The organism is Ruegeria sp. BJ3 (genome assembly GCF_056535665.1).
The window spans coordinates 1,223,993-1,239,928 of record NZ_JBQFIT010000001.1; the positions used below are offsets into that span (position 1 = coordinate 1,223,993).

Consider the following 15,936-nt stretch of genomic DNA (forward strand, 5'->3'; position numbering starts at 1 on the left):
CGTCCGGAACCGGGGTTGGTTACGCCGGAGCCGCAACAGGTTCCGGCGGCAGCAGTTCGGTGGTGATATGCGCCGAATTTTCAAGCGTGCGGTGCACCGGGCATTTGTCGGCGATCTCAAGAAGCTTGGTCCGCTGGTCATTGTCCAGCGGTCCGTCCAGTCGGATCTTGCGGCGGAACTGGTCGACCTTTCCATCCCCCGCCAACCCCGCGTCCTGCGCGTGCACCTTGTTGTGACAGACATCCACGCTGATCCCGGTCAGGGGCCATTGCTTGCGTCGCGCATACATGCGGATGGTCATCGAAGTGCACGCCCCAAGCCCGGCAGAAACAAAGCCATAAGGCGACATGCCGCGATCAGTCCCGCCGTAAGAGGCCGGCTCATCCGCCACGGCATGATGGCTTGGACCTGATTGAATGTCCTGAAGAAAACCACCCGGGTCCACTTCGGTCACGCGCACAACGCCTTCGGGCGCGCCCGGCGGCGGGGCGGGCGGCGACAGCGGCACATAGCGCGATACCCAGGCGGCGATGACGTCGGCGGCGTATTCTGCATCCTTCGGACGGGTGATCAGGTGGTCTGCGTCGTCCAGCGTTACAAAGCTTTTAGGGTGCTTGGCGGCCAGAAAGATCGTGCTGGCATTGTCGATGCTGACTGTTTCGTCACGCGGCGCATGCAGGATCAGCAGCGCGGCCTTCAACTCGGCAATCGAGGGCGTCAGTTCGGATTCAGAGATGTCGCGCACAAACTCTCGGCCGATGCGGATGGGGCGCCCACCCAGCAGAACTTCGGCGCTGCCATCCTGTTCGATCTGGCCCCGCGCGTCTTCAAAGTGATGAGCCACATGGCCGGGATCGGCCGGGGCGCCGATCGTGACCACCGCCTTTACCGAGGGTATACCGGCCCGCGCCCGCAAGACCGCGGCCCCGCCCAAAGAATGCCCGACAAGCAGGTCAGGCGCCATGTTCCGACCCGCAAGAAACTGCGCAGCGGCGATCAGATCCTCAACGTTCGAAGTGAACGTCGTGTTGGCGAACTCGCCTTCGGAATGGCCCAGCCCGGTGAAGTCGAACCGCAGAACGGCAAATCCCATCGCTGCAAGCCGCGCGCTGATGCGCCGGGCCGCGGGAATGTCCTTGGAGCAGGTAAAGCAATGCGCAAAAAGCGCAGTTGCCAGCACCGGACCATCGGGGAGATCCAGCCGAGCAGCCAGCTTGCCACCATCGTGACCGGAAAATGTGACGCGTTCTGTGGGCATGTAGGGTCCTCAGGCTGTGATGCTAAGCGCAATACTGTGAATAAGGCAGTGCAGTCTCAACCCTTGTGACAGGACCGTCACGGGAAGGTGAGGGCGCAGGCGGTGATCGTGAGGCGCCCTTTGTCAGCGCGTTGATCACAATTTGTGAATTCTAGGCGAACAACAATTGGTTTTAATAATGAGTCAGAAGCTCCCATGTTCGGCCTAACCGAAACCAAAAGATCAAGGAGCGCGGAGATGACACATTCGACAGACGCAGCGCATTTCGAAGTTGCACAGGTCGGTAAGGCGGTTGCCGTTTTTCTGGCCACGGCCATCGGATTTGCCGCCGGACTGCACTGGCCCCAAGACACGTTTTCGCCGGGCGCATCGGCAGAGCCGGTGCTTGAGGATTGGCACGGAAATGTGCGTCGCTCTCACTGGGCGGATTGAGGCCTAGTCGAGCCCCATAAGCGCGGAATCGAACGGATAGCGGGTCAGGTTTTCATAGCCGTCTTCGGTGATCAGAACCTGATCTTCCAGCTTGATCGAGAAATCGCCGCCCACTTCGCCCACGGCGGCCTCGACGCACAGCACCATGCCGGGTTCCAGCGGATAATCATATGAGCCTGGCACTGCCTTGTCGGGATAGGCCACCAACGGCCATTCATCACACAGGCCCACGCCATGCATCAGGCAGCCGTATTTCTGTGATTGGAACTTGTCGTCCAGCCTGTGGCAGTTGGCGGTCAGGTCGGGGATCATCACGCCGGGCTTCAGCATCTCCATGTTGGTCATGATGTGCTCGTGCGCGTGCTGCATGGCATAGACCATGTCGGGGCGGGGTTTTTGATCCCCAATCCACCAGGTGCGCGAGATGTCGACGCAAATGCCGTAGCTGCCGATCAGATCGGTATCGAAGGCGATGATCTCGTTCCTCTGCGTGATCCGCGGCCCGCATTCCTGAAACCACGGGTTGGTACGCGGCCCCGAGGCCAACAGTCGGGTTTCGATCCACTCGCCGCCGCGCTTGATGTTCTCGGCGTGCAGAACGGCCCAGATGTCATCTTCGGACGTCTTGCCGTCGCCCACATGGGCACGGGCGAACTTCTCCATCTCGGCCACGGCGGTTTCGCAGGCGTGGCTGGCGCAGCGCATGGCCAGGATCTCGTCAGGGCCCTTGATGGCGCGGGTCTTTTCGGTGACCTCTTCGCCCTCCATGATCTCGAAGCCCTGCGCCTCGAGCGCGCGGAGGCCGTGCAGCATGATCTTGTCCACCGCCAGCCGGGTGTGGCCGGGGGCGTGGTCCTGCATCAGCCCGCGCACCTCGTTGGCGAACACGTCCGCCTGCACGTCCACCTTATCGCCCCGGTCGAAATAGAACAGGTCCGCGCCCGAGCGCTGCTCGCGCACCAGCGGGTTGAATTTCGACAGGAAGGGCGAGTTCTTGTAGTCCCAGATCACCATGTAGCCATCGGCGCACAGCAGCACGGCCCGGAACGGGTTGTGCGTGTTCCACAGCTGCATGTTGGTGCTGTCGGTGGCGTATCGGATGTTGAGCGGGTCGAACAACAGCAGCCCGCCATAGCCCCGGTCGACGATCGCCTGGGTCAGCCGTTTCCAGCGATATTCGCGCATCCGGTCCAGGTTGGGCAACTGCAAACCGGCGGCGGCCCATTCGTTGAATGCAAGTCGGGTGGGGCCGATCTCTATCCGGTCATTGTCGTTCGGCGTGCCGTCGCCCAGCGTCGCGCCGCGGCTGGGGTCGATCTTGCGGGTGTCTCGGTAGTGGTGGTTCACGGCGCGCCTCCCTGCTTACCGGTTCAGCCTGAAGGGGCAGGGCGGCCCCGTCTGGGTGAATTGCGACGATTTGCCAGTCGCTTTTTGACCGACATGGCCTGTTTTGAGTGCTAACCCAACGCCATGACAGTCATTCTGCAACAGACTCTGCCCTACGATCCGACCCAACAGCGCCCGCTGCCGGGGATCGCGCCGACCACGATGGAGGACTGGCTGCATCGCGATGATGCCTTTGCCGCGCAGATGCGCCACCGCCAACAACTGCTTGAAACCCGCCGGGACGACGTTCTGGCGCTGGACGCGCAGGCGCACCCGGCCGCCGTCGAACTGCTGGATCTGGTCTTGGCGCAGGCCTATCCCGAGGCGACCGACACCGCGCAGCGCCCGGACGGGGTCGCCGTGCCGATTGACCGCGACACCCCTTTGGATACGCTTTGCCTGCTGGCGCAGGAGGATTTCTGCATCCTGCAGAAACAGGGCGACCAGCATGTACTGACCGGGGCCATCCTGTGCTTTCCCGCCAGCTGGCGTCTGTCCGAGAAATTCATGCGCCCGCTGATTGCCATTCACGAGCCGGTCGACAGCTATGACCCCAACATCGCGCGCCGGGTTCAGCGCCTGTTCGACGGGATTCAGGTCGACCGGCCTTTGTGGCGCTTCAACGCGCTGTGGTACGACGACCCCGAACTGCACCAGCCCCGAAGCGCCAGCGCCCCGCGCGAGATCCGTGACCGTGGTACCACCCGGTATCTGCGCAGCGAGCGACAAACGCTTTTGCGGTTGCCCGAGACACGGGCCGTGGTGTTCTCGATCCACACCTATGTCGTGCCGGTCGAGCACCTGCCAGAAATGGAAAACCCCGCCTGATGGCGGGGCCTCCAAGGAGGGTCTTCTGGTAATTCAGTTACAGTCCGATCGCATTGGCGACATCGGCAAACGCACCACTTGAGTTCAGCGACACGATGGCGACCGTATAGGCCAGGACCTGAGTGTTCAGGCGAAAGTCTTCGCCCCGGATGAGGTTCACAGCGGCCATCGACAGAGCGATCGGGGCCGACAGGCTGGCAACGGCACCGGTCAGGGCCCAGCTGGTCAGTCGCAACGCGTCACTGGGCCGGTCGTCATCGCCATCCGTCGCGGCCGGTGCATCGGAAACGGGTGCGTTGGCCTCGTCGGAACGGAAGGCAATGCTGAGCAATTGCTCATCGGTCAATTGAATCGGGCGAGGCGGCTTTGCCGGTGCTTTGACGGCCTCGTGGTCATCAGTTGCTGCGGGCTCAAGGCCCGCAAAAGGTCCGCTGACCGCCTCGAACGCCTCGCGGCGGTTCCGCTGCTTGCGTGGCATCAACGAGTCAAACGCGCCCATGAACTGTTCGATCGTCAAAACGGTTTGCGGCGACAGCCATTCCACTCGTTGCGTCGAGCAGATGTCGACCATCCGATACAGCATGACGACAAGCATCAATTCGGAAATCTCAGGGTCATCCATCAGGCCTGAAACAGGCGAGACCGAAATCACCAATCGGTTGCGCGGGCGTGTCGCCGAGGGGCGCACCATGGTCTTCAGACCAACCGTACGGTCCAGACGCCCATAGCGGTCGCTGGTCTCCCGGGGTTCGGACTCGAGGGTCAAACGGACAAGGTACTGGCTGGACACGATGGTTGCCTCGGTCTGGCTCAGCAGGGTCTTTCGTTCCACAAGATGCCCGTAGTCCTCAAGAGTTGCCACCACGATATGGCCGAACCGCTCCAACGCGCCGTTCGTGTCGCCGTTGAATTGCAGGCCACCGTGGTATCTGTGCTTCGTGGTCACAGTCTTGCCCTCTGCCGTACGAATACTGAACCAACACTCTAGTCGGTGATGAGGGTCAAATTTTGACCATATTGCAAAAAAATGAATTTTTGCGACGATTGATTACGCTTTGGAAACCAAGAAATTAGAGCTTTCCACCCGACACTGTGGCAGCAATGTGGCGGAATTGAGTGCGGTGGCCCGGTGGCCAACAAAGCCTCAGTTGTCGATTCGAGCGGCCATGATCGCAATTGATTTTTGGTAAACCGATGCGGCGTTCCATTGCTGTATCACCGCAAAATTCGGTTCGCCGGGTTGATAGCCCCGGCCGGGTTTCCACCCTTTCTGCCGAAGAAAATTTGCGGTTGAGGCCAACGCATCCGTCATGTTGTAGAAGTCCACGCGCCCGTCACCCGTGGCGTCCACGCCATAGGTCAGAGCATTGCCGGGCAGAAACTGGGTGTGGCCCAACTCGCCATGTTTTGCCCCTTTTGTTGCCACCGTGATCGCCCCCTGATCGACCAGTTTCAGCGCCCCGATGGCATGGGGAACAAAGAAGTCGGACCGTCGACAATCGTAGGCCAATGTTGTGATTGCGGAAACAACCTGGCTGTCGCCCATGAAGTTTCCGAACCCGGTTTCCATGCCGTGAATGGCAATCAGAACGCCGGCCGGGACACCATACTGACGCTCCAGCGCCGCGTAGAATCCCGGGTTTCGGGCCTTGCGCTTGCGCCCCTGGACCACGATCGTATCCGCCCCTCGAACCTTCATGAACTTGTCGAGGGAATATTTGAAGCTTTTCTGCCCCCGATCCGCGGCGATGGTCCGTGTGGCATATTGGGTTTGCGCCAGAGCCTGCAGCCCTTTTTTCTTTACTCCGGCTTTGCGCGCCTGCTTGGCAAAGTCGGCCTTCCAGGCTTCAAAACCAGCGCCTGTGTTCCCGCAGGGAGCGGACTGCGCCGCCACGGGGGCACTCAGTGCAATGAAAACGGACAGGACCGTAAGGCGCATGGGGACCTCCTGGAAATCAGGGCAGGGTGGGTGCGATAACGTACAGGGCTTTTAGGGCCTCGCTGGGTTCAATCCCGGGCAGTGCGGCGCGAAAGATCTCTTCCATCGTGCCTTGGGCATACAGCTGCGACAGGATCTCATCGACCATCAGGCGAAAGTCATCGTCGCCGCGCGCAAGGGCCAGACCTTGCTTTTCAATCGTCAGAATCTCTTGCGAGATTTTGAAGTCGTCCTTCAATCCGGCTGCCAAATAGTTGACCAAAAGAATGGATTGGTCGGCGAAATAGGCGTCGATCTCTCCGTCCCTCAAAGCCTTGATCCCGTCGGGATGCGAGGCGAACCGAACAAGCTTTGCCTCGATCCCCGCTGATCCGAACGAGTTGAACACGGCTTCTTCGGTGGTCGTGCTGCTGCGCATGCCGACTTTCTTGCCGGAAAGCGACGCCATCGTGACATCCGCATCTATCGGCAGCAAAACCGATGTTCCGTCTACGAAGATCGGGATCGAGAAATCAACGGTTTCCCGCCGCGACAGGGTGATTGTCGCCGCGCCGCATAACAGGTCGATCTGGCCAGAGGCGACCATGTCAAAGCGCGTATCCGACTGCACCGGAATGAATTGTGCGGTCAGGTCATCCGCACCCAGTCGGCTGGCGATGGCTCGGGCAACCTGGTCGCAGATCATCACGGACAGCCCGTCGGGACGCTCCTTGTCGTTGATGAACGAAAGCGGGGCAGCATCCGTGCGAAACCCAAATCGGATTTCGCGCGTTTCTTTGATCCGGTCGATCGTCTGCGCCGCAGCGCCTGAAACAAGAAGTGCAGCGGAGAGGGTCAGGGCGAGAAGGCGCATGAATAATCCTGATAATTGAATTGATCTTCAGCCTAGCGGCAAAGGCGCCTGTCACAAAGGGAAATATGGGGACCGCGCAGCACTGAAAAGGGGCGCCCGACAGGACGCCCCCAAGGTCTTTTCATTGGACTTCCGACCGGGGTCAGCAGCTGTAGTACATGCCGTATTCGACCGGGTGCGGAGTGTGCTCGTAGGTTTCGACCTCTTCCATCTTCAGTGCGATGTAGCCGTCGATCTGGTCCTTGGTGAACACGTCGCCCTGCAGCAGGAAGTCGTGATCGGCCGCCAGGCATTCCAGCGCCTCGCGCAGGCTGCCGCAGACGGTCGGGATGCCGGCCAGCTCTTCGGCGGGCAGATCGTAGAGGTTCTTGTCCATGGCTTCGCCCGGATCGATCTTGTTCTTGATGCCGTCCAGACCGGCCATCAGCAGTGCCGCAAACGCCAGGTAGGGGTTTGCCGACGGATCGGGGAAGCGGGCCTCGACGCGCTTGGCTTTCGGCGATTCCGTCCATGGAATACGGACGCAGCCCGAGCGGTTGCGGGCCGAGTAGGCGCGCAGAACCGGCGCTTCGAAGCCCGGGATCAGGCGCTTGTAGCTGTTGGTCGACGGGTTGGTGAAGGCGTTCAGGGTCTTGGCGTGCTTGAGGATGCCGCCGATGAACCACAGAGCTTCGTCCGAAAGATCGGCATATTTGTCGCCTGCAAACAGCGGCTTGCCGTCCTTCCAGATCGACATGTTGACGTGCATACCGGTGCCGTTGTCACCCGCGATCGGCTTCGGCATGAAAGTGGCCGACTTGCCGTAGGCGTGCGCGACGTTGTGGATGACGTACTTGTATTTCTGCAGCTCGTCCGCCTGTTTGGTCAGGCTGTCGAAGATCAGGCCCAGCTCGTGCTGGCACGAGGCCACTTCGTGGTGGTGCTTGTCGACCTTCATGCCCAGACGCTTCATGGTCGACAGCATTTCCGAACGCAGGTCCTGCGCCTCGTCGATTGGGTTCACGGGGAAGTAGCCACCCTTGACGCCCGGACGATGGCCCATGTTGCCCATCTCGTATTCGGTGTCGGTGTTCCAGGATGCATCGGTTGCATCAACTTCGTAGGACACCTTGTTGATGCTGTTCGAGAAACGCACGTCGTCGAACAGGAAGAACTCGGCCTCGGGGCCCATGTAAGCCACGTCGCCAACGCCCGAAGACTTCAGGTAGGCTTCGGCCTTCTGCGCGGTGCCGCGCGGGTCACGCTCATAGGCTTCGCCGGTATCGGGTTCCACGACCGAGCAGTGCAGGCAGATTGTCTTTTCCGCATAGAAGGGATCGACATACGCGCTTTCAGTATCGGGCATCAGTTTCATGTCCGATGCTTCAATCGACTTCCAACCGGCGATGGACGAACCGTCGAACATGAAGCCTTCCTCAAGGAAGTCTTCGTCGACCTGGTCGGCCATGACGGTCACGTGCTGAAGCTTGCCACGCGGATCGGTGAAGCGGATGTCGACATACTCGGCACCCTCGTCTTTGATCAGCTGAAGAACTGCGTCCTTGCTCATTACTATGTTCCTCTAGATTGCAGAATTGGTATTACAGCGCGTCCGAGCCGGTCTCGCCGGTCCGGATGCGAATGGCTTGTTCAACGGACGAGACAAAGATCTTGCCGTCCCCGATCTTGTCGGTCTTGGCGGCCGACACGATGGCTTCGATGGCCGCATCGACCTGATCGGCATCCAGAACGACCTCGACTTTGACCTTGGGCAGAAAGTCCACCACATATTCCGCACCGCGGTACAGTTCGGTGTGTCCTTTCTGGCGGCCGAAGCCCTTGACTTCGATCACGCTGAGGCCCTGGACGCCAACGTCCTGCAGGGCCTCTTTCACTTCGTCCAATTTGAACGGCTTGATGATCGCTTCGATCTTTTTCATCCGGGCTCACCTCGCATGGTTGTCAGAATGGCAGTGATCACGTCTAAGATCGGGCGGCAATGCGATTGCCGAATTGACCGTCTGCTGGTGAAGGGATTCTGGGCGGCGGGCCAATTTTTAGGCAAGTTGCGCAAAAATTAATCAGATTTGAAACGTGCGAGGGTTTCGGATGCCAAAACTGCTGACTTCGTCCCAGATGAGGGCGGCCGAACGCGCCGCAATCGAATCCGGGTTTGTCACCGGCCTTGAGCTGATGGAGCGCGCAGGTCGCGGGGTGGTCGAGGCCGTCTTTGAAACCTGGCCTGACCTGGCGGCGGGGTCAGGGCGGGCCGTTGTGTTGTGCGGGCCGGGCAACAACGGCGGCGACGGTTTTGTAGTTGCGCGCATTCTGAAAGAGTGGGGGTGGGTCGTGGACCTTTTCCTGTTGGGCGACTCCGAGAAGTTGCCGGAAGACGCGCGGGCGAATTATGAGCGCTGGTGCGCGATGGGTTCGTGCCATGCGCTGTCCGATGACGCGCTTGATGCCTACGCCGCGGACCGTTTGGATACTGTTCTGGCGGTTGATGCCTTGTTTGGAACCGGGCTGACGAGACCGGTAGCCGGGCTGCCACGGACAATGCGTAAATTGGGCCAGTGGAAAGCGTCACAGTCGGAAGGTGGTTGCCCACGTGTGGTTTGTGTGGACATTCCCAGCGGCCTATGCGCGGACAGTGGTCGGCGTCTGGTGTCAGAGGGATTTGCCCCCGAAGATTGCGCCGCTTCGGCCAACCTGACGGTGACGTTTCATACCGCAAAGCCGGGCCATTATCTGGCCGAGGGACCAGAATGCTGTGGCAGGGTGTCCGTTGTCGATATCGGTCTGCCGGCTCTGTCAGTTGAAGAAACACCAGATGGCCGGCCGAGCGTGTTGCTGGGCCCCGAAAATCTGCCTGATCTGCGGAAATCGGCTTTCGATCACAAATACGGCCACGGTCATGCGCTGATCCTGACAGGCGACACAGGTAGAACAGGTGCCGCGCGATTGGCTGCCCGCGGAGCGTTGCGCGTGGGCGCTGGTCTTGTCACGCTGGGTGTCCCTCCCGCCGCATTGCAGGAAGTCGCCGGCCAAGTCACCGCGGTCATGATTGAGCAGATCGCAGGCGAGGATGGGCTGGCCATTGCATTGCGGGACCAACGCCTGAACGCGCTGTGCCTAGGGCCCGGATTGGGCCTGGACAAGGCCCGATCGCTGGTCCCCGTGGCATTGGAGTCCGGCAGGGCAACCGTGCTGGATGCTGACGCTCTTTCGGCATTTGCTGAAGATCCAGCGTCACTGATGGCGATCCTGCATAAAAACTGCGTCCTGACACCGCACGGCGGTGAATTCGCCCGTCTGTTCCCCGACATCTCGGCCAAGCTTTCCTTACATCCCAAGAATGGACCAGCTTTCTCAAAGGTTGATGCCGTGCGCGAGGCGGCCGGCAGGGCAGGGTGCGTGGTTCTTTTCAAGGGACCGGACACTGTGATTGCGGGGCCGGACGGTCGGTGCTCGATCCATTCAGCCCACTATGATCGGGCCGCGCCGTGGCTGGCGACCGCAGGCGCGGGCGACGTGTTGGCGGGTTTATTAACCGGGCTGCTGGCACGTGGATTGCACCCGCTGAAAGCGGCCGAAACCGCCGTCTGGCTTCACGTGGAGTGTGCGCGCGCTTTTGGCCCGGGATTGATCGCGGAAGACCTTCCCGAGCAACTGCCCGGTGTGCTCAAGCGTCTTCAGGTATGAAGTTCTTGCGTGTTCCCAAGGCGCAAGGCTAGAATATCGGCAGGTTTTTGCTGTCAAGACCGCGCAAATGCATAGCGAGTGTTTGCCAAACGCATGGCCGGATGGCAGAATTCTCTTGCGGGCCGTCTGAAGCCTGTGCACGTTTGTTGTTAAAATATTGATAACACGGACATTTTGCTTTGCTGCGACTTTGTCTTTGTGGCGGATTTGCAATGATCGAGCTGAATGGCGTAGGGGCCTCTGGAACCGGACAGTTCCACTGAACATCTGGGCAGTACCTGAAACCCGAACCTTTCATGGTGAGTGCTATGACATTGAATATCAAACTCTCCTCAGTCGCCGCTGTTCTTGCGGCCACCACGGCCATCCCCGCCGCGGCAGAGCTGAAATACGAGAACAACAGCGGTGGCTATGTTCTGCTGTATGGGCAGTTCAACCCGGCAATCATCTCGGTTGACGACGGCCAAGAAACCGATACCCGCCTGCTGGACAACGACCTGTCCAACAGCCGCGTCGGCCTGAGCCTGATGCAGCCGTTTGGCCAGAACGAATTCACCTTCCGCTTTGAAACCGCGCTGGGTCTTCCGAACTCCAGTGAGTGGAACCAGTTGGGCACCGATTTCAGCGGCTGGACCCGGGAAGACATTCGTCACGTGGATTTTGCGCTGAAAGGTGGCTGGGGTAAATTCTCGGCCGGTCAGGGCAGCATGGCGTCTGACGGTGCAGCGGAAACTGACCTGTCTTATGTCGGCACCGCGCTGTATTCGTTCACCAACGATGAAAACTCGGGCTTCTTCTACCGCGGAACCGACGGAACCCTCAGCGACATCACCGTCGGCGACTCCAGCAGCAACTTTGACGGCGCGCGCCGTGGCCGCGTGCGGTATGACACGCCGGATTTCAGCGGCTTTTCGGCCAGCTTCGCCTATGGTCAAAACATCCTGTCCAGCAGTGATGACGACGACTATTACGACGTTGCTCTGAACTACAACAACACCTTTGCCGGTGGCATCGAGTTCGCGGCAAGCGTGGCCTATGCGGTGCGTGATTTCGACGACGGTTCGGGCGACCGTGAAGACACGATCGGCTCGGCATCGGTACTGCTGCCCAGCGGCTTCAGCTTCACCGCTGCTGCCGGTACCCGAAACAACGTGTCAGGCGAAAGCGATCCCAACTTTTGGTACACCAAGATCGCCTACGAGGATAATTGGGTGTCCTGGGGCAAGACCGGTATCGGCATCGACTACTATGATGGTTCCGATTTCAACACGGACGGGTCCAGCACCGAGTCCTGGGGTATCGCAGTGGTGCAGCGCATCGACAGCATCAACACCGATGCCTACCTGAAATATCGCAACCACGACTTCAACGACGGAACGTCTTTTGACAAGAACGAAGCTTGGGTCCTGGGGGCCCGCTGGAAGTTCTGATCCTGATGTTGTTGTGAATTCATGGCGCCCCGGCTCTGTCCGGGGCGTTTTTTGTGGGGCAGGGTGGCAAAACAAGGCTAATCTGGCACCTTGCCCCTTGCCCTTCGGCGGCTAGGCAAATAGAAGGCGTCAAATTTGCCCGGCGCGCCCGTTTTGCGCGCCCCGAATCCTATGGGGACTACCAGAATGCAGGTTACCGAGACGCTGAACGAGGGTCTGAAACGCGGCTACAACATCGTTGTCACCGCCGCCGAGCTGGACGAGAAGGTCAATGAGAAACTGATCGAAGCTCAGCCGGAAATCGAGATGAAAGGCTTCCGCAAGGGCAAGGTTCCCATGGCACTGCTGAAAAAGCAGTTTGGCCAGCGCCTGTTGGGCGAAGCAATGCAAGAAACCATCGACGGTGCGATGAACAAGCACTTCGAAGACAGTGGTGATCGTCCGGCGCTGCAGCCTCAGGTCAAGATGACCAACGAAGACTGGAAAGAAGGCGACGACGTTCACGTCGAAATGTCCTATGAAGCCCTGCCGGAAATCCCCGAAGTTGACCTGAAATCGGTCGAGCTGGAGAAGCTGGTCGTCAAGGCGGACGACGCGGCCGTGGAAGAAGCCCTGCAGAACCTGGCTGAAACCGCTCAGGATTTCAAAGCCCGCCGCAAGGGATCAAAGGCGAAGGAAGGCGATCAGGTCGTCATCGATTTCGTCGGCAAGGTTGACGGCGAAGCCTTCGAAGGCGGTTCGGCCGAGGATTACCCGTTGGTGCTGGGCTCGAACAGTTTCATCCCCGGTTTCGAGGACCAGCTGGCTGGCGTGAAGGCCGAGGAAGTCAAGGACGTCACCGTTACCTTCCCCGAGGAATACGGTGCCGAGCACCTGGCCGGCAAAGAGGCCGTGTTTACCTGCACCGTCAAAGAGGTGAAGGAACCTGTTGCCGCCGAGATCAACGACGAACTGGCACAGAAGTTTGGCGCTGAGGATCTGGCTGCGTTGAAGGCGCAGATTGCCGAGCGTCTGGAAGCCGAATACGCGGGTGCGTCGCGCGCGGTGATGAAGCGCGCACTGCTGGACGCGCTGGACGAGAAAGTGTCGTTCGACCTGCCGCCGACCCTGGTCGAAGCCGAAGCCAAGCAAATCGCGCATCAGCTGTGGCACGAAGAAAACCCCGAGGTGACCGATCACAACCACGATGAGATCGAGCCGACCGAAGAGCACAACAAACTGGCTGAGCGCCGCGTGCGTCTGGGCCTGTTGCTGGCCGAGCTGGGCCAGAAGGCTGAAGTCGAAGTCACCGACGCCGAGATGACCCAGGCGATCATGAACCAGGCTCGCCAGTACCCGGGTCAGGAGCGTCAGTTCTTCGAGTTCGTTCAGCAGAACGGTCAGATGCAGCAGCAACTGCGCGCGCCGATCTTTGAGGACAAGGTTGTAGACTACGTGGTCGAGTTGGCCAAAGTGACCGAAAAGGAAGTCAGCAAGGAAGAGCTGCAGAAGGCAATCGAAGCCCTCGAAGAGGAATAAGCCGCGTTTTCAGGTCGGTCCGGGTGCCGCCGCACCCGGTCGGTCAAACGGCGAATGTCCGAACAGAAAGAAATGAAAACAGGCCCTCTTCGGAGGGCCTTTTTTGTTGCCGCCGAGAACCGGAACGTATGGCGCCAGCGGCGGATCGGTTGCCGAAATTAGAGCGGAGCCGCCTGGAATGAGACGGCTCCGCATGGGTGGCTTTTGGACTTATGAGGTGAGGGGGTCAGGCCTCATGAGCAAAAGCACGGGGGGTTTGCAACAAAGCGGTTTTCTGCTCTGGGGTGAAGCGGTCCGACAGGCTCTCGATCAATTTGAGTACGGCCTGGACTTCTTCTTTCGTCGTCGCAGCGTGCATCTGCTCGACGAAGTATTTCTCAAGATCGGTCAGTGGCTGGTGGTCAAGATTGGCGGCACCGGCCTGTGCAAGCTTGGCTTGCTGACCCGAATTAAACAGTTCGAGCGCCTGATCGTCGGTCAGGAACACGTCGTAGTCGATGCTCGAATACTCGCGGATCGATTGGATACGCTCGTCCGAACAATCCATCAGAGCGGCCATTGCGACCACTTTGCCCATCGGCTTGGCCGTTCCGACATAGTCGTACGGAGCATTTCCGGACCGTTGCAGCACCCGGTTCATAACCGGATCAATGACCGCGACCGAGTCGAGCACTCCAGCTTCCTGGGCGTATTCGAATGACCCAATCATGACCTCGCTGGTCACGTAGGATACGGAATTTTTGCCACGTCCCCGGCCGAGCCGTTTCGTGTCGACGCAGAACCGTGTGGCTTCCCAGACCTGGGCGCTGCGGATTGGCGGCTCGCCATCAAGGATCGAGCTGAACACATCGGCCAGCATGTGCGGGCCGGTCGTCTGCAAGAGGCGCATGCACCCAACGACGTCCCCCTCGTCGTTGATGCTGACCACGTGTGCAGGATTGAGCGAGTCGAACTGATCGAATTCGCGCCCGTCCTGGATGTTCACTTCCCAGCCCAAGCGATCCCCGAACACGCGTGCGCGCAGCTTGAACATCTCATCCAAGACGTCTTTGAACTTATGCTGGTTGATGCCATCAATAACGATGATCATTCCATCCCCCTACAGTTTGGTTACCGTAAGGAGCAGATTAACCAAGTTTCGAAACAAGACTATTGGGGATATCCCGTATTTTTCTGCCTTAATTGTTAACCGGGGTAAATTAACCCCAGACCAATGGCACGGCCGATCGCCTGGGCGGTCGTTAGTGCGCCCAGTTTCTCTCGCCCGGAACGCATGTGCACTTCGACCGTCCGGTGCGAAATGCACAGAATGTCCCCGATATCCTGCTGGGACTTGCCCTCGGCGACCCATTGCAAGATTTCTTTTTCGCGCGAGGACAGGGTCGGAAGGTATAGAGCCTTGGCCAAAAGGCCAGATTGCATGACGGTGTCATGCGCGTGAACCGCGGCCATCTGGAGGTCGCCCATCACGTGCTTTTTTAGCTTTTTCCATTCCTCGTCCGTGCAATCCTTGGTCACGCTGAGCAAGCCAGTTTCGCCATAAGGTCCCCGAACCGGAACCGTCAGGCCGCGGTCGGTGATCCCGAAGTCATGAGCGTCGCGGAAAACCGCGTTGAACTTGTCGTCGTGATTGAAGCGGCCCCAGTCCACCGGCGCGATGCTGAGCGCCGACTGATATAGGGTGGGATCAAGGTGATGGTAGCCTTGCGTGGCGTAGTGGATCTTCCACTCGTCCGGGTAGTTCGCGTAACCTTGGACGTCACCATTCACGGGATGGGTCGTCGCATAGGACGCATAGTCGAACCCAAGTTCGTTGCAGACAGAATTGATGATGTCGTAAGCCGACCGTTCATCATGATCAATTGTGGCCAAGTCAATAAGTTTCACTCGTCCAACCTTTGTCCCTACGGCATTTCCCCCGAAAAATGCCGTATCTGCCCGTATCACAGCCTACGTTGCGTCAATCTGAACAGATTGCGCAACCCATTTGTACATATCACATGGAGTTATTGAGTGCTAATGGCAACAGACAACCTCCGGATTATTTCGTCCTGTGAGGTATTCTCGGTCAAATTGAATGCTGTATAGACCGGGGTCGATTGCCCCGTTCAAGCTATTCGGACCGCAAGCCAGTTTCAACCAGCATTCCGCGAGCCTTGGCTTCGGGGTAGTACCCCTTTGCATAGAGGAAGATCGCGCGCTGCTGGTCGCCGTCGGCCAACATCCATGCGCCGCGAAGATACTTGCCCGCATACTCCAGGTTGGTGTCAGCATCCAGAAGACCTTTGGCGTCGCCCTTGTAGCCCATCGAACGAGCGGTGGCGGGAAGGATCTGCAGCAGGCCGTAATATGGCCGGTTCGTCGCCCAGGGGCGATGCGTGCTTTCGCGGATCGCCAGCTTATGGACCAACTCTCGCGGAAGTTCGTAGTGATCAGCCCATTTGTTGATCGATTCGCGCAATTCGGGCGTTTCGTTGGGGTGGAGCGGCGGCTCGAATGCCTGTTCCTTCGTCGCTTTGCCAGATGGGTCGCTGCAGGCGGCAATCGGGGCAGCCAGAAGCACTGAAAGCATTATTCGACGCAGGACCTTTGCCATGCAACTTCTCCGGAT

Annotated in this window: 15 protein-coding genes; 5 read left to right on the plus strand and 10 right to left on the minus strand. The window is 59.3% G+C overall.

Translation table 11 applies throughout. The annotated features are described in order from the left end of the window. Positions 1-19: 19 nt before the first annotated feature. Entirely contained in the window at positions 20-1,258 is a 1,239-nt protein-coding gene (locus ACR3EL_RS06145; RefSeq protein ID WP_170432047.1) for a bifunctional alpha/beta hydrolase/OsmC family protein, read from the minus strand. 237 nt (positions 1,259-1,495) lie between these two features. Here ACR3EL_RS06145 and ACR3EL_RS06150 point away from each other — a divergent pair, with 237 nt between their 5' ends. Further along, a complete protein-coding gene (locus ACR3EL_RS06150; protein WP_170370681.1) occupies positions 1,496-1,690 on the plus strand; it encodes a hypothetical protein in 195 nt (64 codons plus the stop codon). A gap of 3 nt (positions 1,691-1,693) precedes the next feature. On the opposite strand, the gene dddP is transcribed toward ACR3EL_RS06150, so the two are convergent. Further along, a complete protein-coding gene (gene dddP, locus ACR3EL_RS06155) occupies positions 1,694-3,037 on the minus strand; it encodes a dimethylsulfonioproprionate lyase DddP (protein WP_480720829.1) in 1,344 nt (447 codons plus the stop codon). A 123-nt stretch (positions 3,038-3,160) separates the two neighbouring features. Between dddP and ACR3EL_RS06160 the strand changes: the two genes are divergently transcribed. After that, entirely contained in the window at positions 3,161-3,904 is a 744-nt protein-coding gene (locus ACR3EL_RS06160; protein WP_170338042.1) for a heme-dependent oxidative N-demethylase family protein, read from the plus strand. 37 nt (positions 3,905-3,941) lie between these two features. On the opposite strand, the gene ACR3EL_RS06165 is transcribed toward ACR3EL_RS06160, so the two are convergent. From ACR3EL_RS06165 to ACR3EL_RS06185, 5 genes are all read right to left on the minus strand, one after another. Beyond that, the gene (locus ACR3EL_RS06165) at positions 3,942-4,850 is read right to left on the minus strand and encodes a hypothetical protein (protein WP_367646345.1); all 909 of its coding nucleotides are present in this window, start codon (positions 4,848-4,850) and stop codon (positions 3,942-3,944) included. A 198-nt stretch (positions 4,851-5,048) separates the two neighbouring features. After that, positions 5,049-5,843 carry a lytic murein transglycosylase gene (locus ACR3EL_RS06170; RefSeq protein ID WP_170338044.1) on the minus strand — a complete coding sequence of 265 codons (795 nt, stop codon included), beginning with the start codon at positions 5,841-5,843 and terminating at the stop codon, positions 5,049-5,051. A gap of 16 nt (positions 5,844-5,859) precedes the next feature. Beyond that, positions 5,860-6,696: an amino acid ABC transporter substrate-binding protein gene (locus ACR3EL_RS06175; protein WP_480720833.1), complete on the minus strand. Its 837-nt coding sequence runs from the start codon at positions 6,694-6,696 to the stop codon at positions 5,860-5,862. A gap of 142 nt (positions 6,697-6,838) precedes the next feature. Further along, positions 6,839-8,245, minus strand: a complete 1,407-nt coding sequence (gene glnA, locus ACR3EL_RS06180; RefSeq protein WP_093962421.1) for a type I glutamate--ammonia ligase — start codon at positions 8,243-8,245, stop codon at positions 6,839-6,841. Positions 8,246-8,276: 31 nt separating this feature from the next. Then, positions 8,277-8,615, minus strand: a complete 339-nt coding sequence (locus ACR3EL_RS06185; protein ID WP_093962420.1) for a P-II family nitrogen regulator — start codon at positions 8,613-8,615, stop codon at positions 8,277-8,279. Between the two features lie 169 nt (positions 8,616-8,784). Between ACR3EL_RS06185 and ACR3EL_RS06190 the strand changes: the two genes are divergently transcribed. The 3 genes from ACR3EL_RS06190 (at position 8,785) to tig (ending at position 13,325) form a co-directional block, all read left to right on the plus strand. Next, a complete protein-coding gene (locus ACR3EL_RS06190; RefSeq protein ID WP_480720836.1) occupies positions 8,785-10,377 on the plus strand; it encodes an NAD(P)H-hydrate dehydratase in 1,593 nt (530 codons plus the stop codon). Positions 10,378-10,685: 308 nt separating this feature from the next. Next, positions 10,686-11,807, plus strand: coding sequence for a porin (locus ACR3EL_RS06195; protein WP_170338049.1), 1,122 nt, complete (start codon positions 10,686-10,688; stop codon positions 11,805-11,807). 186 nt (positions 11,808-11,993) lie between these two features. Then, positions 11,994-13,325 carry a trigger factor gene (tig, locus tag ACR3EL_RS06200; protein ID WP_480720839.1) on the plus strand — a complete coding sequence of 444 codons (1,332 nt, stop codon included), beginning with the start codon at positions 11,994-11,996 and terminating at the stop codon, positions 13,323-13,325. Between the two features lie 226 nt (positions 13,326-13,551). On the opposite strand, the gene ACR3EL_RS06205 is transcribed toward tig, so the two are convergent. From ACR3EL_RS06205 to ACR3EL_RS06215, 3 genes are all read right to left on the minus strand, one after another. Then, the gene (locus tag ACR3EL_RS06205; RefSeq protein ID WP_170366325.1) at positions 13,552-14,415 is read right to left on the minus strand and encodes an acyl-homoserine-lactone synthase; all 864 of its coding nucleotides are present in this window, start codon (positions 14,413-14,415) and stop codon (positions 13,552-13,554) included. Positions 14,416-14,510: 95 nt separating this feature from the next. After that, the gene (locus ACR3EL_RS06210) at positions 14,511-15,212 is read right to left on the minus strand and encodes a helix-turn-helix transcriptional regulator (RefSeq protein WP_170338055.1); all 702 of its coding nucleotides are present in this window, start codon (positions 15,210-15,212) and stop codon (positions 14,511-14,513) included. 226 nt (positions 15,213-15,438) lie between these two features. Continuing rightward, on the minus strand, positions 15,439-15,921 hold the full coding sequence (locus ACR3EL_RS06215) for a lytic transglycosylase domain-containing protein (RefSeq protein WP_170338057.1): 483 nt from the start codon (positions 15,919-15,921) through the stop codon (positions 15,439-15,441). Positions 15,922-15,936 lie beyond the last annotated feature (15 nt).